We start from the raw sequence: 23,210 nt of genomic DNA, 5'->3' as shown, positions 1-23,210 counted from the left end.
CGTCTATGCCGGAACTGCTCCAAGAAATGTATTACGGTCCCAATGTTCAAAACTTGATCGAGTCAGATGATTGCAAGGTAATGCGTTTAAGCGATAACTCCGGTGAAGGCATGATGACGCTCTATCATGTCTTTCCCGGTGTATTTCTCATGTATAATGATTTCCACATGAAGGAGTGCATTTCGGGCTTCCAGACAGATATGGACCTGCTCTGTATAGATCACTGCCGGGAAGGACGCATTGAGCAGGAAGTCGGCCAGAATGCCTTTAGCTATTTAGAGGCTGGCGATCTTCGGGTGGATCGCCGCATCCATCATTCGGGCAAGGTGGAGTTTCCCCTTTGCCACTACCACGGTATTTCCATTGGCTTTCAGGTGGAAACCGCGGCAAAAGAAATTCCAGCCTATATGAAGGGCTTTTCTGTTGACCTTTACGAATTACAAAATAAATATTGCAGTGACCGTACACCTTATGTCATTCCAGGAGAACCGGCCATTGAGCATATTTTTTCCGAACTTTACAATGTGCCGGTCAAAATCAAAAAAGACTATTTCAAGATCAAAGTGCTGGAACTGCTTCTATATCTGGATGCGTTAGAGCTGTCGGGACATACAGAGGAACGTCCATATTTCTATAAGAGTCAGGTCGAAAAAATTAAGGCAATTCAATCACTTTTAACACAAGATTTGACAAAGAACTACACGCTGGAAGAACTCTCCGCAAAGTTTGATATTGCATTGACACCGATGAAAAATTGCTTTAAGTCTGTTTATGGCAGTCCGATTTTTACATACATGAGGAACTACCGAATGAACTATGCAGCGGCTTTGCTGAAATCAGATAAGTCGTTGAAGGTGGCTGATGTTGCTGGTCTTGTAGGATATGACAGTCCCAGCAAATTTACCGCTGCTTTTCATCAGACGATGGGAAAAACGCCATTGGAATATCGGAAATCAATTATCTGATTGGCACAGAAAAGGCCGCGTGGAGCGGAAGAAAAAACTGAATCATGATAAATTAAGGATGGTTAGTAGGACTTAGCCATCCTTTTTTCTTTACTGACCGAATAGAACGAAAGAGGTGAATTACTATGAAACAACAAAAAAAGAGTTGGGTCAAAACTCTACTTTCCTTTGCAGAACCCTGCAAGGGAAAGATGATCCTCTCGGTTTTATGCGCTATTTTTAGTGTCGCTGGTGGATTTATTCCGTTTTGGGCAGTTTATAAAATTCTGCTTCTGTTTATCAACCGTACTGCCACAGGAAACGATATTCTGTTATGGTGCTTGGTTGGAGTAGGCGGGTACCTGATCCGTGTGCTTTGTTTTGGTATCTCCACAATTTTGGCGCACATATCCGCGTATACGATACTGGAAGGTATTCGTCTAAAAATTGCAAATCGTCTAATGAAAGCCCCGCTTGGCGAGGTAATGAGACGGAGAATCGGTTATCTGAAAAACATCATCATGGATAAGGTGGAGGACTTAGAGCCGCCCTTGGCGCATGTAATTCCAGAACTGACTTCTAATCTGCTCCTGCCGCTGGCTATTTTCGTCTGGATGCTAGCAATAGACTGGCGTATGGGACTTTCGATTTTGATTGCTCCTGCATTGGCTATGATTCCGATGTTCTTCCTTATGAAAAATTATAACAGCCAGTATGCAGCCTACATGGAGGCAAATAACCATGTCAACAACATTATTATCGAGTATGTAGAGGGCATTGAGGTTGTTAAGGCGTTCAACCAAAGTACCAGTTCCTACGAAAAGTTTGTAGGCGCTGTGAAGTCCTTTAAGGATTTTACTCTCAACTGGTTCAAAAGCACATGGAAAACCATGAATTTAATGATGGCGATTATGCCGACTACCTTGCTTGGGGTACTCCCTGTTGGTTTGCTGCTGGTGCGTGGTGGAAGTATTACTCCCGCTGAACTTGCAATGGGAATTATCCTCTCACTTAGTATTGTGGGGCCACTGATGAAAGCTACGACCTTTATCAACGAAGCAAAATCTATGGAGTATGCGGTTGAAGCAGCAAATGAGCTTTTGAATCTTCCAAATTTGCCGGATTCCGGGGAATTTGTTCCAATCAATCATACCGATATTGTCTTGCAGGATGTGTCCTTTTCTTATGACGGTACAACACAAAATGAAGTGTTGCATGGTATCAGCTTAAATATGCCACAGGGGAGTTTCACTGCACTGGTCGGACCGTCTGGAGGAGGAAAATCAACGGTGGCTCGCCTGATTGCACGGTTTTGGGATGTAACTGGTGGCAGCATCTCCATTGGCGGCAAAAATATAAAAGAGCTTTCAATTCACCAGCTTTCTGAATTGGTCAGCTTCGTGACACAGGACAATTTCCTGTTCAACTGCTCGCTCAAAGAGAACATCCGCCTGGGTAATCCAAATGCTACGGATGAGGAAGTATATGCCGCCGCAAAAGCGGCTTGCTGCGATGATTTCATTGCTCGGCTGGAAAAAGGATATGATACCCCTGCCGGTGATGCCGGCAAGCGGCTATCTGGCGGAGAAAAGCAACGAATTGCTATTGCGAGAGCAATCTTGAAAAATGCGCCTATTGTGATTTTGGATGAGGCAACTGCCTTCACTGACCCGCAGAATGAAGATAAAATCCAGAAATCCATCATGGCCCTTTCCAAAGGAAAGACCCTGCTGGTGATTGCACATCGTCTGTCTACCATTCAAAACGCAGATCAGATTGTTGTTCTGAAAAAAGGGCAGATTGTTGACTGCGGAAAGCAGGGGGAACTTTTGGAACGCTGCCCGCTTTATGCAGATATGTGGCAGGCGCATATTGGTGCAAAGAACTGGTCTGTGGGCGAGAAAAAGGAGGTGGCTGGTAATGTTTAAGTCAATGAAACGCATTATTCGATGGGCTGGCAAGTACAGAGGTCGTCTTTATCTTGGTTCTGTATTCTCTTTTTTCAGCAGTTTATCTACAGCCATCCCGACAATGGCTGCTGCTTATGCGCTGGATAAATCTATTCAGGCATATTGGGCGCATACCACAATTGACGCTTCTTTGATCTGGAAAATGCTGTGGATTATTGTTGGCTCTATTGTATTGAATTTCCTGTTTTCTTATCTACGGGCAATTTTGCAGGAAAGTATCGGCTATGAAGTGGCCGCTGGCCAGCGCATTCATTTGGGCGATGTACTGAAACGGGTTCCCCTTGGGTACTTTTCACAGAACAGTGTCGGTGACATTCTGGCAGGTGTTACCACGGAATTATCTACTTTGGAATTACAGGGCATGAAAATGGTGGATGTCATCATCAATGGATACGCAAAGTTTATTGCCATCGTTTTATGCCTGACCTTCTTCAGCCCTGTTGCGGCGGTTATTTCCATTGTCGGCGTTGCTCTTTCGGCGCTGGCTTTGCAGGGAATTAGCAGACACAGTGAAAAAACCGCTGCAACAACCCATAAAGCAATGGAAGATATGTCCGACGCAGCGATTGAATACATCCGGGGGCTTTCCATTGTGAAGTCCTTTGGACAGGAAGGTGCTTCTATTGAGAATTTTCGTAATGCCAGTAAGGAATTGAAAGATATTCACATCAAGGTAGAAAAGGGCTATACACCATATAACTGCCTACACCTGTTTGTGTTGAAGCTGGCATCTATGGGGATCGTCTTGGTATGCGCGTGGCAAGCATTGCAAGGGCAAATGAGTATATCTGTTTTTCTGATGTTTGTTCTTTTCTCCTTTGTTCTTTTTGGCAGCGTGGAAAATATCAATGATGCTGCGCACACTCTTGGGGTTATTGATTCTGCCATGAACAAGTTGGAAGCATTAGAGAATGTAAACTATATCGACCAGGATGGCACCGATATAAAACCGGCAACCTATGATATTGAGTTTAGGGATGTTTCTTTCGGATATGACAGCCGGATTGTTCTGCATGACCTGAACTTCAAAATTCCGCAAAATAGCACAACGGCCATCGTGGGGCCATCTGGCAGCGGAAAATCTACGCTGTGTAACCTGATTGCCCGTTTCTATGATGTGAACAGCGGAACGATTACCATTGGTGGAACGGATATTCGCCGATTTACATGTGATAGTCTGCTCAAAAATATCAGTATGGTTTTTCAGAATGTCTACCTGTTCCGGGATACCATTAAGAATAACATTAAATTCGGCAGCCCGGACGCTACGGATGAACAGATTATCGCCGCCGCAAAAGCGGCCCGCTGCCACGACTTCATAATGGCTTTGCCGGACGGTTATGACACGGTGATTGGTGAAGGAGGTTCTTCGCTTTCCGGCGGTGAAAAGCAAAGAATTTCTATCGCCAGGGCAATGCTCAAGGATGCTCCCATTATTATCTTGGATGAGGCAACAGCAAGTATTGATCCAGAGAATGAGCATTTGATCCAAGAAGCGATTTCTGCTCTAACACACGGTAAAACTATTATTACGATTGCCCATCGTCTGGCCACGATTGAGAACGCCGACCAAATCCTTGTGATTGATGGCGCAACTGTGGCTCAGAGGGGTACGCATAAGGAACTGCTGCAACAGGAAGGGACTTATAAAAAGTTCATCCAGATCCGCGAACAAGCCGAAGGCTGGCGAATACAGTAAGGGAGGTCTTGATGAAACTTCATGCGTCCGGGGAGGACTACCTGGAAACCATCCTTGTTCTCCAAAAGAAACGCGGTATGGTGCGCTCCGTAGATGTGGCCCGGCACATGGAGGTGTCAAAGCCCAGCGTGTGCCATGCAGTGGCTACCTTGCGGGACGGCGGCTTTCTTATGATGGACGAAGATCACTTTCTCCATCTGACCGATGTGGGCCGGGAAGTGGCGGAGCAGATCTACGAAAAGCACCGCTTCTTTACCGACCGGCTGATCGAGGCCGGCGTAGACCCGGTAACGGCGGAAAAGGACGCCTGCCGGATGGAGCATGTCATCAGCCAGGAATCCTTCGAGCGTCTGCGCGATGCCTATAAAACCAAAAAGGAATGATCCGCCCGCATAGCAAACGGGTAAAACAGTAACGCGGCCGGGCACATCGAACCCGACCGCGTTATTCGTCTTTTTGAAATGCTTCCGCCTGTTTGCAAAGCGCAATATATTTTTCAATTTCCGCCTCACTTTTCCCGGCAAAGAAGTCTACAACTGTTTTTGAAACCGTCTGATTTACCATGTCTGGAAAAATGGCAGCATCCACGCTGATATTTAACTCTTTGGCGACAAGAGCCACCGTTTCAAATTTGGGGTTACTCTGGCAGGTTTCCAAATCTATGATTGTACGGGCGTTCATATTGAGCCGTTCAGCCAATTTTCTCTGTGTCAAATGCTGCCGCTTACGTTCTGACCGCACTTTCCATGCAAACAAGTCAAGAGGATTGTTCACTATAGAAGCAGTATTAAAGCCGTTCACCACGCAGATTTTCCAGCGTGGCGAACGGCTTTTTTGCTGCCCCTATATTTACAGGTAGGAGGAATCGAAGAAGTCTTTTAATGTAATTCCTAAACCCTGACAAATTCTTTCAATCGTCTCTACGCTTAACTGCCCTCCCCGACGGGCGGTGGTTTGAATCGTGGAGTACGATATTCCGCATTTCTTTGCCAACACACACAGATTCATATCACGCGCTTGCATCAAATCCTGAACACGCTTGATCGTATCCACGAAAACTCCTCCCATCTTTTTAGTTCAAAACTTTTCCAACAACCTCGAATCTTTGCTCTGGAGATATAAGGATCGGCGAATATTTGGTGTTAAGAGAAACCAAAACCGGTTGGTTATGCACCACGCCATAGCTGTCGGTAAGGAACTCTGCTTGGGATTTGTCTGGGGTATGTTCATCGTATTTTTTCAGATATCCACAGTCATCATATACGAATATCCCGATATCCCCGCATTTAAGTTCTTCGCAGCGCTTCACCCATACGATTTGTCCGTTATGATAACGTGGCTCCATACTATCACCGCTAACGTATATCCCGAACTCGGCACCAGGCGGAACGCTACTGGCAGGCACTTGTATCTGCTGGAACATTTCACCCTCAAGAAAAGCTCCTAGACCTGCCGATACTGGCAACTCTGATACAGGCATCATTATGTAGTCGATTTCCGCGGGTTCTTCTGCGTCTGGCTGGTAGCGCCGGGATGCAATCAAGTCCATTTCGTACTCAGCGACCTTTTTTTGCCCGATGTCATTTAGAAGGGCGGGTTTCTGAAAGTTCTTTGTAAAGTAGGAAGGACCCTCCTTGATGTTCAATGCGTAGCAGATTGCAACTAGTTGGTAGATGCTAGGAGTGGTATAGCCTTTTTCCCATTTGCTGATTCCTTTATCACTGACATCGACGCCATAGTGACGGAGAAGTTCAGAGAAAGTTACAAGTGAATAGCCATTCCTTTTTCGTGTGCCTGCGAGAATCTGACCAACCTCATTGCTATCCCTCGCAGCGACTGCATCATAGCGCACTGTGGATGGGGCTATGTGCATTTTGGTGAGCGTGGTTTTCTTTTTCATAACAAGAACACTCCTTTGTAATCCGGTAGCTCTATTATAGTATAGAAAATATAAGAAATCAACAGGAAATCTCTAAAATGGCGACAAATGCATAATTGACATCTCCATAAAGTGGGTGTATAATCAAACCAAATCCACAAATAACAGCCTTTTGGTGTTATTTTCGTATGGGATTGTGTTTGTTTGGCGTTTTTTGCGAGGTGATACTATGAGAAAAGAAAATGTAAGATGTCCAATGTGCGGAACCATGAATTATGATGTGGATCTTGATGAAACCGGTGGCTGGACAAAATGCCGTCTGTGCAAAGCAGTGACCTGCTCTATGGATGAGTGGAAAAAACATACAGTGTCCGTTCCGCTGTTGAACGAAAAACAGCTCGTGGCACGCAGTATGATTCGCAAGTAATGCACGCCGTGTTTTGATAAATCCGCAAAAAGGAGGAATTCTGATGTGTGGTGATTACAACCTTCGCCGTGAGAAAAGATACGTCGAAGTGGACGTTCGTTTTACTCCTGACGGTAAGATCCGCCCTCTTGCCATAAACTATGACAAGGCTCACACTTATGGAATTGATCGTGTCTTGGCAGTCAAACATGGGACATCACGCCTAGGCGGAAAAGGTCACTGCTTCACCTGCCTGATCTGCGGTCAGAAGCGGAATCTTTGGCTTGAACGGGGCAAGTGGTTCGTGGAAGCCTACTGCTCCGTGCCGGAAAGCTGTGCTTCGTAATGCAAGATACTTATCCCGCGCAGATCTTTCGCACATAGCGGGTAAGTATATCGACCAGTACTATACCCGTTTCGGGATCAGTAAAGATGACCCAGAACCCATTGACCCTGAACGGCTCGCAAGTTCTGTTCTTGGGCTGAATGTGAAAATGCTGCCGCTATGCAGCGATGGAAGTATTCTAGGACTGACTGTTTTCCAGAAATGCGGTTTTACCGTAACCTTGGGGGACGGGACAAAGCTTGTGGAGGTGTTCATGCCGAAGGACGTTGTAATCGATTCCGCCCTTGCGTCAGACAGCTGCACCGGATGCCGGAATTTCACGATAGCGCATGAAGCGGCGCACCATATACTGGCTGACCTGTTTCCGAACGACTACGGAAAAGCAGTCAAGTGCCGTGGGCACATTGCCTATCGGGAACGAAACGGACAGCCCTCATGGGAAGAATGGCAGGCGAATACCCTTGCAGCGGAGCTGCTGATGCCAACATTTCTGGTCAACGCCGAAATAGAACGTGCAGCGCTGTGCCTGCCAAATGGAATCCTGTACAAATCCGCATCGGACCCGAACTATGAAAGAATTCTGGAGATGGCTGCACGGATCGGGGTATCGTGGTCTGCGATCAGGATCAGATTACAGCAGATGCAGGTCATCAACGGAAAACCCATCCACTGCCATCCATTGGACGTCATTCGATTTGGAGAATAATATGACTTGGTCAAATAATCGCTCTTTTAAGAGTAAACCGCTGAACAATATACAGCAGGCACAATTCAGCATTGGCTGGAGGTTTTGTCCGGTTTGCGGACACAAGCTCTACCAAAAAAACGAGAGCTGTTCAGGCTCTATCAGCATAAAGTGCCTCAAGTGCGGTAACATAGCAACAGTTGACTTAGCCTACCGCAGACGCTGACTTTTTTAGACAAACCACAATTTCAAAAATCGGGTGCATTGCACCCTGAATATGGACTGTTCGTCACCGAGCAACGGGCCATTGCCGCAAGGCAATGTATGAAACGCGCACCAAATAGCCGGGCAACAGCTGATAGAGTGATTCTGCTTTAGAACCGCTCTGTTAGTTGGTTGTCCGGCTATTTTTTTAGCCTTCAGGTAGCCTGCTCCCGTAAAAAGGAGCAGGCTTTATGTTTGTCCGTTTTTCATGGATGCCCCAAGCGGCAAAATATCCGTAGCCTTCCAAATTTTCGACTTTTTACGACTTATCGAAAATTTGGAGGTTTACGATGTCTTTTAATAAAGGCTATGAGTTGAAGAAGTTTGAAGCACACTGGGAAAAGTTGCGCATCGAGTACGCAGCTGCGGGAATGACGAAAGAGGCCATCCAGAAGATGTACGATTATGACCGTCAGCAATTCAATTCGGAGCGTACCTTTATCGAGCGGACGCAGGAATTCACCGCTCCTGCGTATGAAAGCTCTGAGGAAGAAGCGTCGCCTTTGATGCTACGCTATCAGGATGCGATTACCGTGACAGATACTTACCACGAAACTAAAAGCCGTTTTGCATGGATTGGTGAGATTGAGAATGAGCAGTTGCTTACTGCACTCGAAACTTTGAAAACCGAAGATTTGGAAATCATCACCATGTACGCTTACGAGGGATACGACATCACTGAAATTTCTAAAGTCTACGGCGTATCTCGGCCCACTATTAGTATCAAAATCAAGAGAATTACTAAATTTTTGAAAAACTTCAATTTCAATGCTACGAATTGACCTTTCTCGTCGGCTACCAAGTGAGAGGACAATTTCCCAAGCGGCACCTGCCGCAGGGCGAAACGTCCGACCTCAGGGACCTTGAAAACTGAATAGTTCCGTCATCTGGTACTCCGATAATGATACTTCCGTAATTCGCGGCCCGGTCACAAAGCAGACGGGGTGGCTGAAATGCCAATGAAGCGGTACAAGTCCGCTGCCAGATGTTCATGCCCCACTCGCAGGGAGCCGAGGGCGAATATGCGAGACCTTTAATCATATTGATCCGGGAACTGTCGGGTACGTTCCATGCATCCGGCAGTTCCCGTTTTTTTACGTACTCTTATTTATTCTTTATCCGAATATTCACTTTTGATACATAGGAGGACACTTTTATGGACGAGTTGAACCCCACGGTGCGCGAGCAGGAGATCTACGAGGAGATGGAGCTGACCCCTGAGATGGTCAAGTCCATCCGAACTCTCTGCGGTACCTGTCTGCGGCACTTTGTGGATGCAAAGGCTTTCAAAATCGCGCTTGTACCCAGCCCAGACCGGAGCATGGACACCTGCACCGTCTGCCAGATGCGGCGCGGCTATGATTATGTGGTCATGCACCGCTGACCCAACCATACCACCATACCTTGAACGAAGCTCGTTGCGGAACATCCGGCAGCGGGCTTTGCACATAACAACATGGAGGTACAATTTTGCAGCAAAACTGGAAATTCCAACGCGGAGACATCTTCTTCACCCATTTCGGGGCGAGCACCGGCTCGGAACAGCACGGTGACCGCCCGGCGGTCATTCTTCAGAATGACGTGGGCAATTATCACTCTCCGACCCTGATCGTTGCGACCATGACAAGCAAGGCGGAAAAGAAAGTAAACCAGCCGACCCACTGCCTGTTGGAAAACGCAGGGTTGAATATGCCGTCCGTTGTGCAGGCAGAGCAGATCTTCACCATCGACAAAAGCCGGGCACTGAAGTATCTGGGGCATCTGACCCCAGAGGAGATGCGCCGGGTGGATGATGCGGTTCGCATCAGCCTTGCGCTGAACCCTATGGGCAGCATCCAGCAGATAGAGCCTATCCGGCGCTCTACGGCGGTTTATGCGCCGCCTGAGGTGGTGGATGGCAAACCGCCTGTCTACCCCTATACGCCCATCCGGTCGTCCTTTGAGAACGCCGGAAGCATCGAGGAAATGATGCTGTACACCGAGTTGCAATCCGCGGTTCATGCCATGATCCAGCGGTTGGAATACAGCTTCACCTTCAATCCCAGCCTGCTCACCGTCCCGAAGCGTAAGCAGCAGGTGGCTGAGATCTTAGAGGAAGCCGAGAAGTACATTTGGAGAATCAAGGAGGAAATGCGATGCGCCTGAACGACAACAATACTTTCATTGGTATCAACCCGCCGTACCAGCTTTCGGTCATCCACAGCAGCAAGCTGATCTATCCCCGCGAGATCTACCAGCGGGGCGTAGAGCGCAAGAGGGTGGAGCTGATTGCAAGGGACTTCAACGAGTACATCGTTAACGAGCCGAAGGTCAGCTTCCGCAACGGCAGGTACTATGTAATGGATGGGCAGCACACCATCGAGGGCTGCATCCTCCTCAACGGCGGCGAGGACCGCCCGATCCTCTGCAAGGTCTACACCGGTCTGACGATGGAGCAGGAAGCCCTGCTCTTTGCCGAGCAGAACGGTCACGCCGCACCCCTGTCGGCGGGCATCAAGCTGCGCGCCAAGGTGGTGGGCGGCGATGCGCCTTCCAAGGCGTTTGTCGCAGCCACTAACCGGGCGGGGCTTTCCCTCAACTACGACAGTATGCAGCTGAGCGACTACCGCATCGGCTGCGTGGGCACGGCGCTGAAGCTGTACGACCAGCTGGGCGAAGAGATCTACTGCGAAGCTCTGCGGCACATCGTGGAAGCGTGGGAGGGCAAACCGGATTCCTTCCGGGCGGCTGTCCTGCGGGGCGTGATGTACTTTGTGCAGCTGTATCATGGGCAGTACAGCGAGGAGCGGCTTGTCCGTGCGCTGAGCGGCGTCCATCCCATGGAGCTCTACCGTGTCAGCCGGGATAACCCCGCCAAGCTTCCGGGCTGGCGGCGGTACGTTTACCCCATCTACACCACCTACAACGGCAAGTGCAGGAAAGACGCACTGCCGATGAAGTTCTAAGCTCAAATATCTCCTTTGGCAAGTGAGATGGTCCCCGAAAAAGACCATCACACTTTACATATAGTATTTTCTGCTGAATAATCGACATATTGAACTAGAAAGAGAGGACAGGAATGAGCGAGATCGCAGCCTGCACTTTGATTCAGGAAGAGCCTGACCGAAAGACGGAGAGGTATCTGACGATGTTCAAGGACTACCCGGATGTGGTGACGGTGGAGCATCTTCAGGAAATGCTTGGCATCTGCCGGAAGAATGCGTATCTGTTGGTCAAGCAGAATAAGATCCACTCGGCGCGTGTAGGACGCAGCTATAAGATACCAAAACTCTGCGTGGTAGAGTACCTGCTCGATCAGGATCGGCAACTTGGAGGGATGCACCTTTCAAACTCCCTTGTGCCATCCTTGCAAAACACTCCAGAATCTTCTAAACTTATGATGCCTAAGCAAAGGACGTTTGGCTGCGAACAGAAAGGAGCATAACTATGACAAATGTGGCCGGACATTTAAGAGAACAAAACGGTATGTATCAGATGATTCTGAGCTGGAAAGACACAGATGGAAAGCGCAGAACCAAATCCATCAGCACAGGACTTCCTGTTAAAGGAAACAAAAAAAGAGCTGAATCTCTGTTGCGTAAAACACAAAAAGAGTTTAACCCTGAAACGATGCAGCAGGTTTCCGACCTGCCGGTATCGGAATATCTGAACCGCTGGCTTCGGGAAAGCGTGATGAACCTTCCGCCCGAAACCTATGGCAGATATGCTTATGATCTGGGAAGAGTAGTTGTCCCATACTTTGAAAAGAAGCGGCTGTCTTTGAAAGCACTCTCTCCGCGCGATCTGGAAACGTTCTTCCGCTATGAGCGTCAGCAGGAGGAGGCCAGTGTACAGCAGCTTCTGGATTGGCACAAGGAGTTGACCGATGCCCTACAATATGCCGTTGACAATAATTGGCTGAAGGTCAGCCCCATCAAAGAAGTTGACCCCTGCCTTGATAACTCCCCGGTACTTTTCACCGACTTCATCACGGACTGGTTGAAAATGATGAAGTCACGAGTGGAAATCACAACCTATACCAGCTATGAAAGAGCAATCGTTCACAAGATCGTCCCATATTTTGAACCGCTCCACTATACATTGCAGGATATGGAACAGCATCCCAAATACATCCAAGACTTCTACCAGCATGAGTTGGATCGTGGCCTTACGGCAAACACCGTCATTCACTATCACGCCAACATCCGCAAATGCTTGCAGTACGCTTTTCAAATCGGCATGATCCGTTCCAACCCGGCAGATCGCGTTGAACGTCCTCGTAAGGAAAAGTTCAAGTCGGAGATTTACAGCGGTGAAGAACTGGAGCAGCTTTTCAAAGCGATTCAAGGTGACCCTTCGGAGTTTGGCGTTATCATGGCTGCATTCTACGGCCTGCGGCGCAGTGAAGTTGTTGGCTTGAAATGGGATGCCATTGACTTTGAAAACAAGAAAATCAGCATTCAGCATACGGTTGTGACCACAAAGGTCAACGGAACGCTAACAGAAATCGCACGAGATAAGACAAAAACAAAGTCGAGCTGCCGGACACTTCCCCTAATCCCTGCCTGTGAGCAGATGCTCAATAAAATGAAAAAGGAGCAGGAGCAGAATCGGAAGGTCTGCGGCAAAAGCTATTGCACCGATTATCTTGACTATATCTATGTAGACCCGATGGGAAAACGGATTCGGCCCGATTTCCTGAGCCAACATTTCCCGGATTTTCTGGTCGCACACCAGATGAAGCGTATCCGCTTTCACGATCTGCGCCATAGCTGCGCCAGTCTGCTCTATGCCAATGGCGTGAGCCTGAAGGAGATTCAGGAGTGGCTGGGGCACAGCGACATCAGCACGACAAGCAACATTTATACACATCTGGATTTCTCCAGTAAGGTATCTTCGGCGAATGCAATCGTCAATATCTTCCCAGAAAACGCCAAAGTATAAAAAATGGGCAAAAAAGAAAAACAGCCAAAAATCTTTCGATTCTAAGCTGTTTTGTGATGGAGTGCCGATGGTGGGACTCGAACCCACATGGTTTCCCGAACGATTTTGAGTCGTTTGCGTCTGCCATTCCGCCACATCGGCTGATATTCAATTTTGAGACATTCGTACCGGTTTCTGAAGATTGGAGGGATGTTCAGGAGGGATGTAAGAAATCCTGCTTCGACAAACCTTCAAAATTCAACGCACACTCGTGAATTTCTCGTACAGACAAGAAAAATCACGAAGCGGATTTTGAGTCCCCCTCGTCTGCCATTCCGACACACCGGCGTATGTAGAACGGTATTATTATAGCGGATTTTCCGCCCAAAATCAAGACGCAGTTCCCTTTTGCAGAAAAAAGAATTTTTCGCCTTCCCTTTCCGGGGATTTCGTGGTATACTTACGGCAAACAAGATCCTGGAGGTTCCTATGAATCACACGTTTTCTGCTCCCGTTACCGATGCACAGCGTCAGCGGGATGCTCTGCTGGGCGCGCTGGTGGGGCTGGCGCGCTCCACAGTCAATGAGCCCAAAACGGAGGACACTGACCGCGTACTGGCTGCCGGTCTGCAGCTGGCGGCCGAACCGAATGCCGCCGAAAGCGCACTGCTCCGGATGACTGACATCGTTGAAGCCGAGAAGCACCGGGTGGCTCCCAACTGCGCTGCCTGTGCCATGCCCTGCGGAAACACCAGCAATTATGACCTTGCCCGTTTGTGGGGCGCACCCGCAGAAATTTGTGCCCTGAAAGTTCGACTGCTTTCTGCGGTCTGCGTCCTTGCCGGACAAAAAACGACGGCACAAATCCAGAAGGAGATTTGCGATGATCTATTTGTACTGGCAGAGGACTGGGACACCGAACTGCTGCTGTCCATCGTCACACGGGCCGAGGGACTGTGCGCCCAGTAACTTTTCCAGAAACAAAAAAGCATTTCCTGCCTGAAAGCGAACCTTTTTTCACAAAACCTCTTTACAAATGCGCCGCAAAAAACTATTATATAGTTATATGCTGCTGTTTGATGCAAAGTTTTTCTACCGGTGCATTCCGGTATTATTCCCACACGCAAAACTATATGAGAAAGAAGGTAGAATCCATGTCAGTGAAAAAGCCTGTCGTTCCTGCCGCTGCAGAAGCTCCCGCAGCCGAGGCAAAGCCCGCACGCAAGACCGCAAAGTCCGCTGTCAAAACGGAGAAAGCCCCCAAAACAGAAAAGACCGCCCACAAGGGCCGTCCCCCGCTTTCCCCTGAGATCTACGTTGAATTTGCCGGCAAGCAGTATAACATCACCGATCTTGTGGACCGCGCCAAGGCCGATTACCGCCTGACCCACAAAGTGGGCGTGCAGTCCTGCAAGATCTACGTCAAGCCCGAGGAAGAAGCCGCCTACTATGTCGTCAACAAGGTCGGCGGCAAGCTGCCTCTGTAAAGGCTGCGTTTCTGTTTTTCACCGCACAGAAAAAGACCAGAGCTGTTCTGCCAGTGGCAGTTCAGTTCTGGTCTTTTGTTTTACAATGTTACAAACCCATACGCTCTTCCCTGACACGGAACGCGGGGGCTTACTTCAGGAACTTGTGCACGGCGCGGGCCACGATGCCGCCCAGGATGCCGGAGACGAGGAACTCAGCCACGCCCTGGACACCAACCAGCAGCACAACGAACATCAGGGGGTTGGCAGCGCCCTTAACGGACACCAGGTTCTGGACATAGTCGCAGTTGTAGAACGCCAGCACGATATAGCCCATGAAGAACAGGGTGTTCAGGGCCGGAGCACACATGGCGCTGACGATATAGCTCCAGGTGCGGCTCTTGTCCAGCTTGCTCAGGCCGTTGAAGATCAGGCCCACACACACGCCCATCAGCACACGCATTCCCACGCAGAGGATAAAGGTGTTGACAGGGCTGACCTGGAACAGAGCGCCGGTCATGGCGGAAGCACCGGTAACGGCATCATAGAAGCTCACCGCGCCGAACACGCCGCCCAGCACAGCACCGGCCACGGGGCCCATGGTGATGGCACCCACCGCAATGGGCAGGGTCAGGAAGCTCATGTAAAGCGGGCCCATGGGCACACTGCCCAGGCCGATGGCCTTCATTACAAGTTCGATGGCGACCAGCAGTGCCAGTCGGGTGAGAGTGCGAAGATCGTTGTTTTTCATAATTCAGTTTTCCTCCTGCTGCCGTTCCGCCCTATACGTCGGATACGGCGCAAATCTGGTTTTTTCTGTCAGGGAATCTATAAATAAGCGGGCAAGCCCACCTTATTTATCACAGGGAAATTTGATGCCGGCGCTCCGCCGGGCCACGGTCAGCACACGGCTGACGGCCACGGAGGTATCCAGCATCCGGCTGCACAGCTCCTGGTCACCGCCCTCGATGGCCCTGGCAAAGGCGTGGAACTCCGCCGCCTGCCGGGGTCTGCCGCCGTTCAGGTTGAAGTGCTCTTCCTTGCCCTGATTGGGGTGGAAGGTCACGCCGCCGCACCAGTTGGCCGTGGATTTCTGCAGGATATAGCCCTTTGTGCCCTGGATGACATACCGGGCAGGCGCACCGCAGTCCTTGGCGGCCATGCTGACTGCCTTGAAGCTGTTGTACTCCATGGTCAGGATACCGCTGGTGTCGATGCCGCGCTCCATGTTGGCCAGGTAGTGCACCTGATTCGGCTCACCGAACAGGCCCACGATATAGCTGATGTTGTAGACATTCAGATCCATCAGGGCACCGCCCGCACACTCCGGGTCAAAGGAGACCGGCGTTTCCCCGGCACAGAAGGCATCGTAGCGGCTGGAATACTGGCTGAAATTGCACTGCACCAGCTTCACCCTGCCGATGCGGGGCAGCAGCTCCCGGATCTTGTTGTAGTTTTCGAGGTACTGGGTGGTCATGGCCTCAAACAGGAACACCTTTTTGCGGCGGGCCAGCGCCGCCAGCTCCTCGGTCTGGGCAGCGGTGCAGGCCATGGGCTTTTCCACAATGACATGCTTCCCCGCTTCCAGCGCCACCTTGGCATAGCGGTAATGCTGCAGGTTGGGCACGGCCAGATAGATCACATCCACCCACTGCAATAATTCAAAATAGTTCGTGGTGCGCTGGGGAATGCCGTACTGTTCGCACATCTCGTCGGCCACCGGCGCACTGCGCTGGGTGCTGCAGAGTGCCTGCACCGTAAAGGGGCAGTCCGGCCCTGCCAGCCAGGGCAGAAACTCCCGCACGATCATCCCCGTGCCCAGGATCCCTAGTTTCATTGTTCTCTCCATCCTGTTTCGTCGTCAGCCGTTTTTGTTCTTCTCCTCGCGGCGTTCCCGGCGCTGGGAGCGGGGACGGCGGCCCCGGCGGAAATTGTTGTTCGGGTTCCGCCGCCTGCCACCGGCGGCATAGTGCGGCTGAGGGGCGTTCATCTGGTACAGCAGTGCCAGCCCCTTCAGCAGCAGCTCCGGGTCGTAGGTCAGCGGATGGCGGCAGAGCGGCGTGACATACTTTGCCAGCCCGCCCGTGACCACCAGGGTGGCCGGGCGGCCCAGCTCTTCCTCAATGCGCTGAGTGATGCCGTCCAGCAGAACTGCCGTGCCCAGCACAGAGCCCGAAAGCATACAGCTCTCAGTGTTCACACCAATGGCTGCTTTGGGGGAGCTCAGCCGCACCTGCGGCAGCTGGGCACAGCGCTCCCCCAGAGCCCGCAGGCCGGTGGAAAGCCCCGGGCAGATCACACCGCCCCGGAATACCCGGTTCTCATCCACAACATTAAATGTAGTGGCAGTGCCCAGATCCACGGTGATGACCGGCAGCGGGAAGTTCGCCGCGGCGTAAGCGGCATCCACCAGCCGGTCCTTGCCCACGGCATGGGGGTCAGGCACCCCCATGGTCAGGCCCGTGCGGATCTCCGGCGAAACGATGACCGGCTTTTTGCCGGTGTAATAGCGGGCGCACTCAGCCAGTGCCCCGGTGATCTGGGGCACTACGCTGGTCAGCACCGCGCCCTCGAACCGGATGGGCTTTTCCGGGTGGCGGCGGTGAGCAAACACCTTTTCCATTTCAATGCGGTATTCCGCGGCGGTACGGGTGCGCACCGTATCCATGTGGGCCACAAAGCATACACGTCCGTCCTTGATGCCGCCCAGGGCGACGGTGGTGTTGCCTATATCAATGGCTAAGATCATATTTTACCTTTCCTGCAAAACCTCTCAGGCGCTTTGCTCCGGCTCCCCTGCCAGAGGAGCCGGTTGGCTTGCCTCTCCCGGCAGGAGAGGCTGCAAAGACGCAGACCTTGACGGAGAGGTTTTATTCTAAGTCAAGCTATTTTACCGCATTTTTGCGCTGGATACAAGACCCAACCGAAAGATTTTGTTGTGCTGGCGGTGATTTTGGATTATACTAAAGAGGCAAACCCGCAAAACAGGAGGTTTTTTGGATGGATCTGCAGGGCAAATGCGTCCTTTTGGGCGTTACCGGCGGTATTGCCGCCTATAAAATGGCAAATGTGGCCAGCGCACTCAAAAAGCTGGGGGCGGACGTGGAGGTCATTATGACCGAGAACGCCACCCATTTCATCACCCCTCTCGTCTTTGAGACGCTGACCGGCCACAAATGCATGGTGGACACCTTCGACCGCGATTTCAAGTTCGAGGTCACCCACATCTCGCTGGCCAAAAAGGCGGATGTCGTTCTGGTGGCACCGGCCACGGCCAACGTCATTGCCAAAATGGCCCACGGCATTGCCGATGATATGCTCACCACCGTGGTGCTTGCAGCCAAGTGCCCCAAGCTGGTCAGCCCGGCCATGAACACCGGGATGCTGGAAAACCCCATCACGCAGGACAACCTCAGAACGCTGGAGCACTACGGCTTCACGGTCATCCCCTCTGAGAGCGGAGTGCTGGCCTGCAAGGATGTGGGCAGCGGCCGCCTGCCCAAGGAGGATGTGCTCATCGAGTACATCCTGCACACCATCGCCCGGCCCAAGGATCTGGCCGGTGTCCGCATCGCTGTGACCGCCGGGCCCACGCAGGAGCCGCTGGACCCCGTGCGCTACCTGACCAACCACTCCACCGGCAAGATGGGCTATGCCATCGCCCGGGCCGCCGCCATGCGGGGAGCGGAGGTCACCCTCATCCACGGTCACACCGACCTGCCGCCGGTCCGCTTCACCACCGATGTTCCCATTACCACGGCGCAGGATATGTACGATGCCGTGACCAGCCGCTTTGAGGAGATGGACGTGCTGGTGATGGCTGCCGCCGTGGCCGACTACCGCCCCGTGACGGTGGCAAGTGACAAGATCAAGAAAAAGGACGGCGACCTCTCCATCCCTGTGGAGCGCACCGCCGACATTCTGGGTACCATCGGCCCGAAAAAGACCCACCAGTTCCTCTGCGGTTTTTCCATGGAGACCCGGGATATGGTGGAAAACTCCACGGCCAAGCTGACCCGGAAGAATCTGGACATGGTGGTGGCCAACAACCTGAAGGTCGCCGGAGCCGGTTTTGGGGTGGACACCAACGTGGTCACCTTCATCACCCCCGACGGTACCCGGGAGCTGCCCCTGATGAGCAAGGCCGATGTGGCCGATGCCATTCTGGATGAGATTTTGAAGCGCAGAGGTTTATAAAAACTTTTATCCCTCTCCGTCAACCCGGCGGAGAGGGTTGTTTTTGTAAGAGAAACGTTCACTTCACCCTGCTTTTACAAAAACATTTTTCAAAATCCGGGCAAATCACTTTCCAAAAGTGCAATTTTGATGTATTCTATTCCTATCCGCTGTCCAGGTCACTGTCCGCGGAGGAACCACAAACGAAAGAGGGGTGCGCACAGATATGCTGAAATATCTGGCAAAACGCATCGGGCGTTCCATCCTGACGCTGCTCGTCATTGTAACGCTCGTATTCTGCCTGCTGCGGCTGATGCCGGTAGAAGGCTACTTTGCAAACTACGAAAAAATGACCGAGGCTCAGATCCAGGCGGGCCTGCAGTCCATGGGCCTGCTGGACCCGCTGCCGGTGCAGATCGGCCGCTTCTGGTGGAATGCCCTCCACGGCGACCTGGGCGTGAGCCATATTTATAAGGTAAATGCCTCGGTCACCGGCATCCTGGCCAAAAAGCTGCCCATCTCTATCCAGATGGGTGTGTTTGCCATGCTGTTGAGCCTGGTCATCGGCATTCCCATGGGTCTGCTGATGGGCCGGTTCAAGAACCGCTGGCCGGATAAGATCGGCACCGCCATCATCGTGCTCATTCAGGCTGTGCCTGCCGCCGTATATTACCTTTATATTCAGATGTACGGCACCACCTCCCTGGGCGTGGGCCTGCTGTTTGATGCCTCCGACTGGCGGTACTGGGTGCTGCCGGTCTGCTCCATGAGCCTGGGCAACGTGGCATTCTACGCCATGTGGCTGCGCCGCTACATGGTGGACGAGAGCAACAAGGATTACGTCCGGCTGGCGCTGGCCAAGGGCGTGAGCGAGAGCAACATCGCCCTGCGCCACATCTTCCGCAACGCCATGGTGCCGCTGGTGCAGTATATTCCCTCTGCCTTCCTGAACACTGTGGTCGGCTCCATCTACATCGAGAGCCTGTATTCCATCCCCGGCATGGGCGGCCTGCTGGTCACCTGCGTCCAGCGCCACGACAACACCATGGTGCAGGGCATCGTGCTGCTGTACGCCTGCGTGGGCATCATCGGCCTGATCCTGGGCGATCTGCTCATGGTGCTCATCGATCCCCGCATCAGTTTTGGCAAGAAAGAAGGTGGCCGATAATGCTGTTCCACATGAAAGATCACAAGGCAGCTGTTCTGGAAAACGACCTGAACAAGCTGCAGAAGGACGGCCCCGCCGCTTGGGCCGACCTGCCCGAGGACGAGTTGTTCACCCCCGCCGGGTTCAGTGAGGAGCGCGCCGAGGCCACCTCCTACTCCAATTACAGCTATTGGGGCAGCACCTTCCGTGCTTTCTTCAAGAATAAGATCGCCGTGGCCCTGCTCATTGCACTGGTGTTCGTGGTGGGCTTTGCCTTTTTGCAGCCCTATCTGCCCGGTCAGGCAGATCCCAATCTCTGCCAGGTAGACCCTGCCACCGGCATCCAGTTTCGCAATATCGCCCCCGGGGAAGAGGGCTTTATCTGGGGTTCCAACGCCATCGGCCAGGACCTGTGGGCCCGCATCTGGGCCGGTGCACGCACCAGTCTGACCATCGCCTTCTTCGTGGCCCTCATCGAGGCCGTGGTGGGCATCACGGTGGGCGTGCTCTGGGGCTATGTCCGCCAGCTCGATTTCTTCTTCACCGAGCTGTACAACATCTGCGATAACATCCCCTCCACCATCATCCTGATCCTGATCTCCTATGTTGCGTCCCCCAGCATCCAGACCCTGATCCTGGGCATGTCCATCACGGGCTGGATCGCCATGGCGCGCTTTATCCGCAACCAGATCCTGATCATCCGCGACCGTGATTACAACGTGGCTTCCCGCTGCATCGGCACCCCCATCCGCCGCATCGTGCTGCGCAATCTGCTGCCCTATCTGGTATCGGTCATCATGCTGCGCATGGCCCTGACCATCCCCGCCGCCATCGGCAGCGAGGTGTTCATCACCTATATCGGCCTGGGCCTTTCTGTGGAAACGCCCTCTCTGGGCAACCTGATCAACGACGGCCGCAAGGTGATGATGCAGGCGGGCCTGCGGTATCAGCTGCTCTACCCCACCATCATCCTGAGCTTTGTCACCATTGCGTTCTACCTCATCGGCAACGCCTTCTCGGACGCTGCTGACCCGAAGAACCACCTGCAGTAAGGAGGGACAGAAGATGGAAAAAAATCAGCTCATCCTTTCTGTAAAGGACCTCAACATCAAATTCAACCTGCGCGGCAAGGTGCTGCATGCCATCCGCGGCATCGACCTGGACATCTACCACGGCGAAGTCCTTGCCATCGTGGGCGAATCCGGCTCCGGCAAGAGCGTGTTTACCAAGAGCTTCATGGGCCTGCTGGATGCCAACGGCTCCATCACCTCGGGCACCATTGATTATTACGGTGCCGATGACGGCAAGCCCATCCGCCTTTCCGACCTGAAAAAGGAGAAGGACTGGCTGAAGGTCCGGGGCCATGAGATCGCCATGATCATGCAGGACCCCATGACCAGCCTGAACCCCCTGAAGACCATCGGCGACCAGATCATGGAGGCCGTGGAGCTGCACCAGCATCTCAAGGGCAAGGCCGCCCGGGAAAAGACCCTTGAATACCTGCGGGACGTGGGCATTGCCGACCCCGAGGTGCGCTTTGCGCAGTATCCCCACGAGTTTTCGGGCGGTATGCGCCAGCGCGTCGTCATTGCCATTGCGGTGGCCTGCAACCCGCAGATCCTGATCTGCGACGAGCCCACCACCGCACTGGATGTGACCATTCAGGCCCAGATCCTGCAGCTGCTCAAGGAGATGCAGGTCAAGTACAACCTGACCATCGTCCTCATCACCCACGATCTGGGCGTGGTGGCCAACATCGCCGACCGGGTGGCCGTCATGTACGCAGGTGACATCGTGGAGATCGGCACCTCCGATGAGATCTACTACGACCCCCGCCACCCCTACACCTGGGCGCTGCTGTCCAGTATGCCCCAGATGGGCATCAAGGGCGAGGATCTGTTCAACATTCAGGGTACACCCCCGAACCTGTTCACCGAGATCCACGGCGATGCCTTTGCGCCCCGCAACCCCCAGGCGCTGAAGATCGACTTTGTCAAGCGCCCGCCCTACTTTACGGTCAGCCCCACCCACAAGGCCAAGACCTGGCTGCTGGACCCCCGGGCCCCCAAGGTGGAGCCGCCCGCCGCCGTCAAACTGTTGAAAGAGGAGGGGATGCAGGATGCCTGAAAATCGTGACATTCGCGTTTGCGAAGCAGCGAATACCCCAGTGGAGTGTTCGAGCGAAAAAAAGGTCTTGCGCCAGCAAGATGGAGAGGCCTCGCCCCGGCAGGTCCTGCTTAAGGTCAAGGACCTCGAGGTGACCTACGGCTCCGGCCGCAAGGCCTTCAAGGCCGTGAACCGTGCCAACTTTGAAATTTACAAGGGCGAGACCTTTGGTCTGGTGGGCGAATCCGGCTCCGGCAAGACCACCATCGGCCGCGCCATCATGCGCATCCTGCCCACCTCGGGCGGCGAGGTCCTGTACAAGGGCCAGAAGATCAACGGCAAGATCTCCCGCCAGCTGGACCAGCAGGTCATCAAGGAGATCCAGATGATCTTCCAGGACCCGCAGTCCTCCCTGAACGAGCGCGCCAAGGTCAGCTACATCGTGGGCGAGGGCCTGCAGAATGTCCGGCCCGACCTGACCGCCGCCCAGCGGGAGGAGAAGGTCCGGCAGGCACTGCTGGATGTGGGCCTGCTGCCTGAATTCGCTTCCCGTTTCCCCCATGAGTTCTCCGGCGGCCAGCGCCAGCGCATCGGCATTGCCCGCGCCCTGATCGTGGAGCCTGAGTTCATCATTGCCGACGAACCCATCTCGGCTCTGGATATGTCCATCCGCGCCCAGGTGCTCAACCTGCTGCGCCATCTGCAGAAGGAGCGCGGCATCACCTACCTGTTCATCGCCCACGACCTCTCGGTCATGCGGTACATTTCGGACCGCATCGCCGTCATCCACAAGGGCGATATCGTGGAGCTGGCCGATGCGGAAGAGCTGGTGACCCATGCCATCCACCCCTACACCCGCAGCCTGCTCTCCGCCATCCCCATGCCCAACCCCAGGCTGGAGCGGAAGAAAAAGCTGCTGGTCTACGACCCTGCCATGCACGATTACACGCAGGAGGCCCCCCAGTGGCGGGAGCTGCGCCCCAGCCACTGGGTGCTCTGCAGCGAGCAGGAGGCCAAAGACTGGCTGGCTGAAATGTAAACTTTCTCTTGCGTTTTTTGACAAAGTTCGCCCTTTGTTTCTTGACATTTCCACCCTGCTCTACTACAATAGCTCTTGTACGTATTGTGTTGTTTTTGACAAACGGACGAAATTTAAGACCCCATTGAATCCAGCTGCCCCGGCTGCGGGTGCAGTGACTGCTCAAAGGACAAAGGACAAT

At 52.6% G+C, this 23,210-nt stretch carries 26 protein-coding genes and 1 tRNA gene; 20 read left to right on the top strand and 7 right to left on the bottom strand.

The features are described from left to right. Positions 1 to 5: 5 nt before the first annotated feature. The 4 genes from D3F01_RS11680 (at position 6) to D3F01_RS11665 (ending at position 4,996) form a co-directional block, all read left to right on the top strand. On the top strand, positions 6 to 965 hold the full coding sequence (locus tag D3F01_RS11680; RefSeq protein ID WP_008982739.1) for an AraC family transcriptional regulator: 960 nt from the start codon (positions 6 to 8) through the stop codon (positions 963 to 965). 125 nt (positions 966 to 1,090) lie between these two features. After that, entirely contained in the window at positions 1,091 to 2,872 is a 1,782-nt protein-coding gene (locus tag D3F01_RS11675; protein WP_242888869.1) for an ABC transporter ATP-binding protein, read from the top strand. After that, the gene (locus tag D3F01_RS11670; RefSeq protein WP_242888867.1) at positions 2,865 to 4,613 is read left to right on the top strand and encodes an ABC transporter ATP-binding protein; all 1,749 of its coding nucleotides are present in this window, start codon (positions 2,865 to 2,867) and stop codon (positions 4,611 to 4,613) included. Before D3F01_RS11675 ends, D3F01_RS11670 begins: the two co-directional genes overlap by 8 nt. 11 nt (positions 4,614 to 4,624) lie before the next feature. After that, the gene (locus D3F01_RS11665; RefSeq protein ID WP_008982736.1) at positions 4,625 to 4,996 is read left to right on the top strand and encodes a metal-dependent transcriptional regulator; all 372 of its coding nucleotides are present in this window, start codon (positions 4,625 to 4,627) and stop codon (positions 4,994 to 4,996) included. Between the two features lie 61 nt (positions 4,997 to 5,057). Here the strand turns inward: D3F01_RS11665 and D3F01_RS11660 are convergent, their stop codons facing one another. Genes D3F01_RS11660 through D3F01_RS11650 form a run of 3 tightly spaced genes read right to left on the bottom strand, consistent with a single transcriptional unit; the run spans position 5,058 to position 6,513 of the window. Next, positions 5,058 to 5,414, bottom strand: coding sequence for a helix-turn-helix transcriptional regulator (locus tag D3F01_RS11660; protein ID WP_242888866.1), 357 nt, complete (start codon positions 5,412 to 5,414; stop codon positions 5,058 to 5,060). 48 nt (positions 5,415 to 5,462) lie between these two features. Next, entirely contained in the window at positions 5,463 to 5,666 is a 204-nt protein-coding gene (locus D3F01_RS11655; protein WP_242888864.1) for a helix-turn-helix transcriptional regulator, read from the bottom strand. Between the two features lie 19 nt (positions 5,667 to 5,685). Then, the gene (locus tag D3F01_RS11650) at positions 5,686 to 6,513 is read right to left on the bottom strand and encodes a LexA family transcriptional regulator (RefSeq protein WP_242888863.1); all 828 of its coding nucleotides are present in this window, start codon (positions 6,511 to 6,513) and stop codon (positions 5,686 to 5,688) included. Positions 6,514 to 6,721: 208 nt separating this feature from the next. Here D3F01_RS11650 and D3F01_RS11645 point away from each other — a divergent pair, with 208 nt between their 5' ends. From D3F01_RS11645 to D3F01_RS11605, 9 genes are all read left to right on the top strand, one after another. Continuing rightward, a complete protein-coding gene (locus D3F01_RS11645) occupies positions 6,722 to 6,919 on the top strand; it encodes a hypothetical protein (RefSeq protein ID WP_097775157.1) in 198 nt (65 codons plus the stop codon). A gap of 43 nt (positions 6,920 to 6,962) precedes the next feature. Continuing rightward, positions 6,963 to 7,244, top strand: a complete 282-nt coding sequence (locus tag D3F01_RS11640) for a hypothetical protein (RefSeq protein ID WP_097775158.1) — start codon at positions 6,963 to 6,965, stop codon at positions 7,242 to 7,244. A gap of 253 nt (positions 7,245 to 7,497) precedes the next feature. Further along, a complete protein-coding gene (locus D3F01_RS11635; protein ID WP_242888862.1) occupies positions 7,498 to 7,950 on the top strand; it encodes an ImmA/IrrE family metallo-endopeptidase in 453 nt (150 codons plus the stop codon). Positions 7,951 to 8,483: 533 nt separating this feature from the next. Next, the gene (locus D3F01_RS11630) at positions 8,484 to 8,975 is read left to right on the top strand and encodes a sigma-70 family RNA polymerase sigma factor (protein ID WP_015565818.1); all 492 of its coding nucleotides are present in this window, start codon (positions 8,484 to 8,486) and stop codon (positions 8,973 to 8,975) included. A gap of 374 nt (positions 8,976 to 9,349) precedes the next feature. Further along, entirely contained in the window at positions 9,350 to 9,577 is a 228-nt protein-coding gene (locus D3F01_RS11625) for a hypothetical protein (protein WP_097775161.1), read from the top strand. Positions 9,578 to 9,663: 86 nt separating this feature from the next. After that, positions 9,664 to 10,338: a type II toxin-antitoxin system PemK/MazF family toxin gene (locus D3F01_RS11620; protein ID WP_098924522.1), complete on the top strand. Its 675-nt coding sequence runs from the start codon at positions 9,664 to 9,666 to the stop codon at positions 10,336 to 10,338. Beyond that, positions 10,329 to 11,138, top strand: coding sequence for a DUF6551 family protein (locus tag D3F01_RS11615; RefSeq protein WP_097775162.1), 810 nt, complete (start codon positions 10,329 to 10,331; stop codon positions 11,136 to 11,138). The genes D3F01_RS11620 and D3F01_RS11615 overlap by 10 nt, the downstream gene beginning before the upstream one ends. Positions 11,139 to 11,251: 113 nt before the next feature. Beyond that, positions 11,252 to 11,617: a helix-turn-helix domain-containing protein gene (locus tag D3F01_RS11610; RefSeq protein WP_113993110.1), complete on the top strand. Its 366-nt coding sequence runs from the start codon at positions 11,252 to 11,254 to the stop codon at positions 11,615 to 11,617. A gap of 2 nt (positions 11,618 to 11,619) precedes the next feature. Continuing rightward, positions 11,620 to 13,116, top strand: coding sequence for a site-specific integrase (locus D3F01_RS11605; protein WP_242888861.1), 1,497 nt, complete (start codon positions 11,620 to 11,622; stop codon positions 13,114 to 13,116). 62 nt (positions 13,117 to 13,178) lie between these two features. Here the strand turns inward: D3F01_RS11605 and D3F01_RS11600 are convergent. Continuing rightward, positions 13,179 to 13,257: transfer RNA gene (locus D3F01_RS11600), tRNA-Leu, on the bottom strand. A gap of 327 nt (positions 13,258 to 13,584) precedes the next feature. Between D3F01_RS11600 and D3F01_RS11595 the strand changes: the two genes are divergently transcribed. Both D3F01_RS11595 and D3F01_RS11590 read left to right on the top strand, forming a co-directional pair. Next, positions 13,585 to 14,064 carry a hypothetical protein gene (locus tag D3F01_RS11595; protein WP_242888860.1) on the top strand — a complete coding sequence of 160 codons (480 nt, stop codon included), beginning with the start codon at positions 13,585 to 13,587 and terminating at the stop codon, positions 14,062 to 14,064. A gap of 185 nt (positions 14,065 to 14,249) precedes the next feature. After that, positions 14,250 to 14,582: a DUF6465 family protein gene (locus D3F01_RS11590; RefSeq protein WP_035393739.1), complete on the top strand. Its 333-nt coding sequence runs from the start codon at positions 14,250 to 14,252 to the stop codon at positions 14,580 to 14,582. 130 nt (positions 14,583 to 14,712) lie between these two features. Here D3F01_RS11590 and D3F01_RS11585 read toward each other — a convergent pair whose 3' ends face one another. The 3 genes from D3F01_RS11585 to D3F01_RS11575 form a co-directional block, all read right to left on the bottom strand. Further along, the gene (locus D3F01_RS11585) at positions 14,713 to 15,312 is read right to left on the bottom strand and encodes an ECF transporter S component (protein WP_097771480.1); all 600 of its coding nucleotides are present in this window, start codon (positions 15,310 to 15,312) and stop codon (positions 14,713 to 14,715) included. 102 nt (positions 15,313 to 15,414) lie between these two features. Beyond that, positions 15,415 to 16,398 carry a Gfo/Idh/MocA family oxidoreductase gene (locus D3F01_RS11580; protein WP_242888859.1) on the bottom strand — a complete coding sequence of 328 codons (984 nt, stop codon included), beginning with the start codon at positions 16,396 to 16,398 and terminating at the stop codon, positions 15,415 to 15,417. Between the two features lie 24 nt (positions 16,399 to 16,422). After that, positions 16,423 to 17,310, bottom strand: coding sequence for a type III pantothenate kinase (locus tag D3F01_RS11575; protein ID WP_005931758.1), 888 nt, complete (start codon positions 17,308 to 17,310; stop codon positions 16,423 to 16,425). A gap of 251 nt (positions 17,311 to 17,561) precedes the next feature. Between D3F01_RS11575 and coaBC the strand changes: the two genes are divergently transcribed. The 5 genes from coaBC to D3F01_RS11550 all read left to right on the top strand — a co-directional run bounded on the left by coaBC (position 17,562) and on the right by D3F01_RS11550 (position 23,029). Next, positions 17,562 to 18,758, top strand: coding sequence for a bifunctional phosphopantothenoylcysteine decarboxylase/phosphopantothenate--cysteine ligase CoaBC (gene coaBC, locus D3F01_RS11570; RefSeq protein WP_005931764.1), 1,197 nt, complete (start codon positions 17,562 to 17,564; stop codon positions 18,756 to 18,758). Between the two features lie 205 nt (positions 18,759 to 18,963). Continuing rightward, positions 18,964 to 19,905, top strand: a complete 942-nt coding sequence (locus D3F01_RS11565; RefSeq protein WP_242888858.1) for an ABC transporter permease — start codon at positions 18,964 to 18,966, stop codon at positions 19,903 to 19,905. Then, positions 19,905 to 20,936, top strand: a complete 1,032-nt coding sequence (locus D3F01_RS11560) for an ABC transporter permease (RefSeq protein ID WP_097771485.1) — start codon at positions 19,905 to 19,907, stop codon at positions 20,934 to 20,936. Before D3F01_RS11565 ends, D3F01_RS11560 begins: the two co-directional genes overlap by 1 nt. A 13-nt stretch (positions 20,937 to 20,949) precedes the next feature. After that, positions 20,950 to 22,011: an ABC transporter ATP-binding protein gene (locus tag D3F01_RS11555; protein WP_097771486.1), complete on the top strand. Its 1,062-nt coding sequence runs from the start codon at positions 20,950 to 20,952 to the stop codon at positions 22,009 to 22,011. Further along, positions 22,004 to 23,029 (top strand): ATP-binding cassette domain-containing protein, encoded by a 1,026-nt coding sequence (locus D3F01_RS11550; RefSeq protein ID WP_242888856.1) that lies wholly within the window; start codon positions 22,004 to 22,006, stop codon positions 23,027 to 23,029. The genes D3F01_RS11555 and D3F01_RS11550 overlap by 8 nt, the downstream gene beginning before the upstream one ends. The last annotated feature ends 181 nt before the right edge of the window (positions 23,030 to 23,210 follow it).

It is taken from the genome of Faecalibacterium sp. BCRC 81149 (assembly GCF_022750605.1).
Taxonomy (GTDB): Bacteria; Bacillota; Clostridia; order Oscillospirales; family Ruminococcaceae; genus Faecalibacterium; species Faecalibacterium duncaniae.
Note: the sequence above shows the minus strand (reverse complement) of the source record. Positions and strands in the feature narration are given on the sequence as shown.

Excerpts from the sequence above, each read along its gene's own strand:
- D3F01_RS11555 (WP_097771486.1), top strand. The coding sequence starts at position 20,950 with ATGGAAAAAAATCAGCTCATCCTTTCTGTAAAGGACCTCAACATCAAA.
- D3F01_RS11590 (WP_035393739.1), top strand. The coding sequence starts at position 14,250 with ATGTCAGTGAAAAAGCCTGTCGTTCCTGCCGCTGCAGAAGCTCCCGCA.
- D3F01_RS11560 (WP_097771485.1), top strand. The coding sequence starts at position 19,905 with ATGCTGTTCCACATGAAAGATCACAAGGCAGCTGTTCTGGAAAACGAC.
- coaBC (WP_005931764.1), top strand. The coding sequence starts at position 17,562 with ATGGATCTGCAGGGCAAATGCGTCCTTTTGGGCGTTACCGGCGGTATT.
- D3F01_RS11625 (WP_097775161.1), top strand. The coding sequence starts at position 9,350 with ATGGACGAGTTGAACCCCACGGTGCGCGAGCAGGAGATCTACGAGGAG.
- D3F01_RS11595 (WP_242888860.1), top strand. The coding sequence starts at position 13,585 with ATGAATCACACGTTTTCTGCTCCCGTTACCGATGCACAGCGTCAGCGG.
- D3F01_RS11635 (WP_242888862.1), top strand. The coding sequence starts at position 7,498 with ATGCCGAAGGACGTTGTAATCGATTCCGCCCTTGCGTCAGACAGCTGC.
- D3F01_RS11630 (WP_015565818.1), top strand. The coding sequence starts at position 8,484 with ATGTCTTTTAATAAAGGCTATGAGTTGAAGAAGTTTGAAGCACACTGG.
- D3F01_RS11645 (WP_097775157.1), top strand. The coding sequence starts at position 6,722 with ATGAGAAAAGAAAATGTAAGATGTCCAATGTGCGGAACCATGAATTAT.
- D3F01_RS11615 (WP_097775162.1), top strand. The coding sequence starts at position 10,329 with ATGCGCCTGAACGACAACAATACTTTCATTGGTATCAACCCGCCGTAC.
- D3F01_RS11640 (WP_097775158.1), top strand. The coding sequence starts at position 6,963 with ATGTGTGGTGATTACAACCTTCGCCGTGAGAAAAGATACGTCGAAGTG.
- D3F01_RS11575 (WP_005931758.1), bottom strand. The coding sequence starts at position 17,310 with ATGATCTTAGCCATTGATATAGGCAACACCACCGTCGCCCTGGGCGGC.
- D3F01_RS11675 (WP_242888869.1), top strand. The coding sequence starts at position 1,091 with ATGAAACAACAAAAAAAGAGTTGGGTCAAAACTCTACTTTCCTTTGCA.
- D3F01_RS11565 (WP_242888858.1), top strand. The coding sequence starts at position 18,964 with ATGCTGAAATATCTGGCAAAACGCATCGGGCGTTCCATCCTGACGCTG.
- D3F01_RS11650 (WP_242888863.1), bottom strand. The coding sequence starts at position 6,513 with ATGAAAAAGAAAACCACGCTCACCAAAATGCACATAGCCCCATCCACA.
- D3F01_RS11680 (WP_008982739.1), top strand. The coding sequence starts at position 6 with ATGCCGGAACTGCTCCAAGAAATGTATTACGGTCCCAATGTTCAAAAC.
- D3F01_RS11585 (WP_097771480.1), bottom strand. The coding sequence starts at position 15,312 with ATGAAAAACAACGATCTTCGCACTCTCACCCGACTGGCACTGCTGGTC.
- D3F01_RS11665 (WP_008982736.1), top strand. The coding sequence starts at position 4,625 with ATGAAACTTCATGCGTCCGGGGAGGACTACCTGGAAACCATCCTTGTT.
- D3F01_RS11670 (WP_242888867.1), top strand. The coding sequence starts at position 2,865 with ATGTTTAAGTCAATGAAACGCATTATTCGATGGGCTGGCAAGTACAGA.
- D3F01_RS11580 (WP_242888859.1), bottom strand. The coding sequence starts at position 16,398 with ATGAAACTAGGGATCCTGGGCACGGGGATGATCGTGCGGGAGTTTCTG.
- D3F01_RS11605 (WP_242888861.1), top strand. The coding sequence starts at position 11,620 with ATGACAAATGTGGCCGGACATTTAAGAGAACAAAACGGTATGTATCAG.
- D3F01_RS11550 (WP_242888856.1), top strand. The coding sequence starts at position 22,004 with ATGCCTGAAAATCGTGACATTCGCGTTTGCGAAGCAGCGAATACCCCA.
- D3F01_RS11610 (WP_113993110.1), top strand. The coding sequence starts at position 11,252 with ATGAGCGAGATCGCAGCCTGCACTTTGATTCAGGAAGAGCCTGACCGA.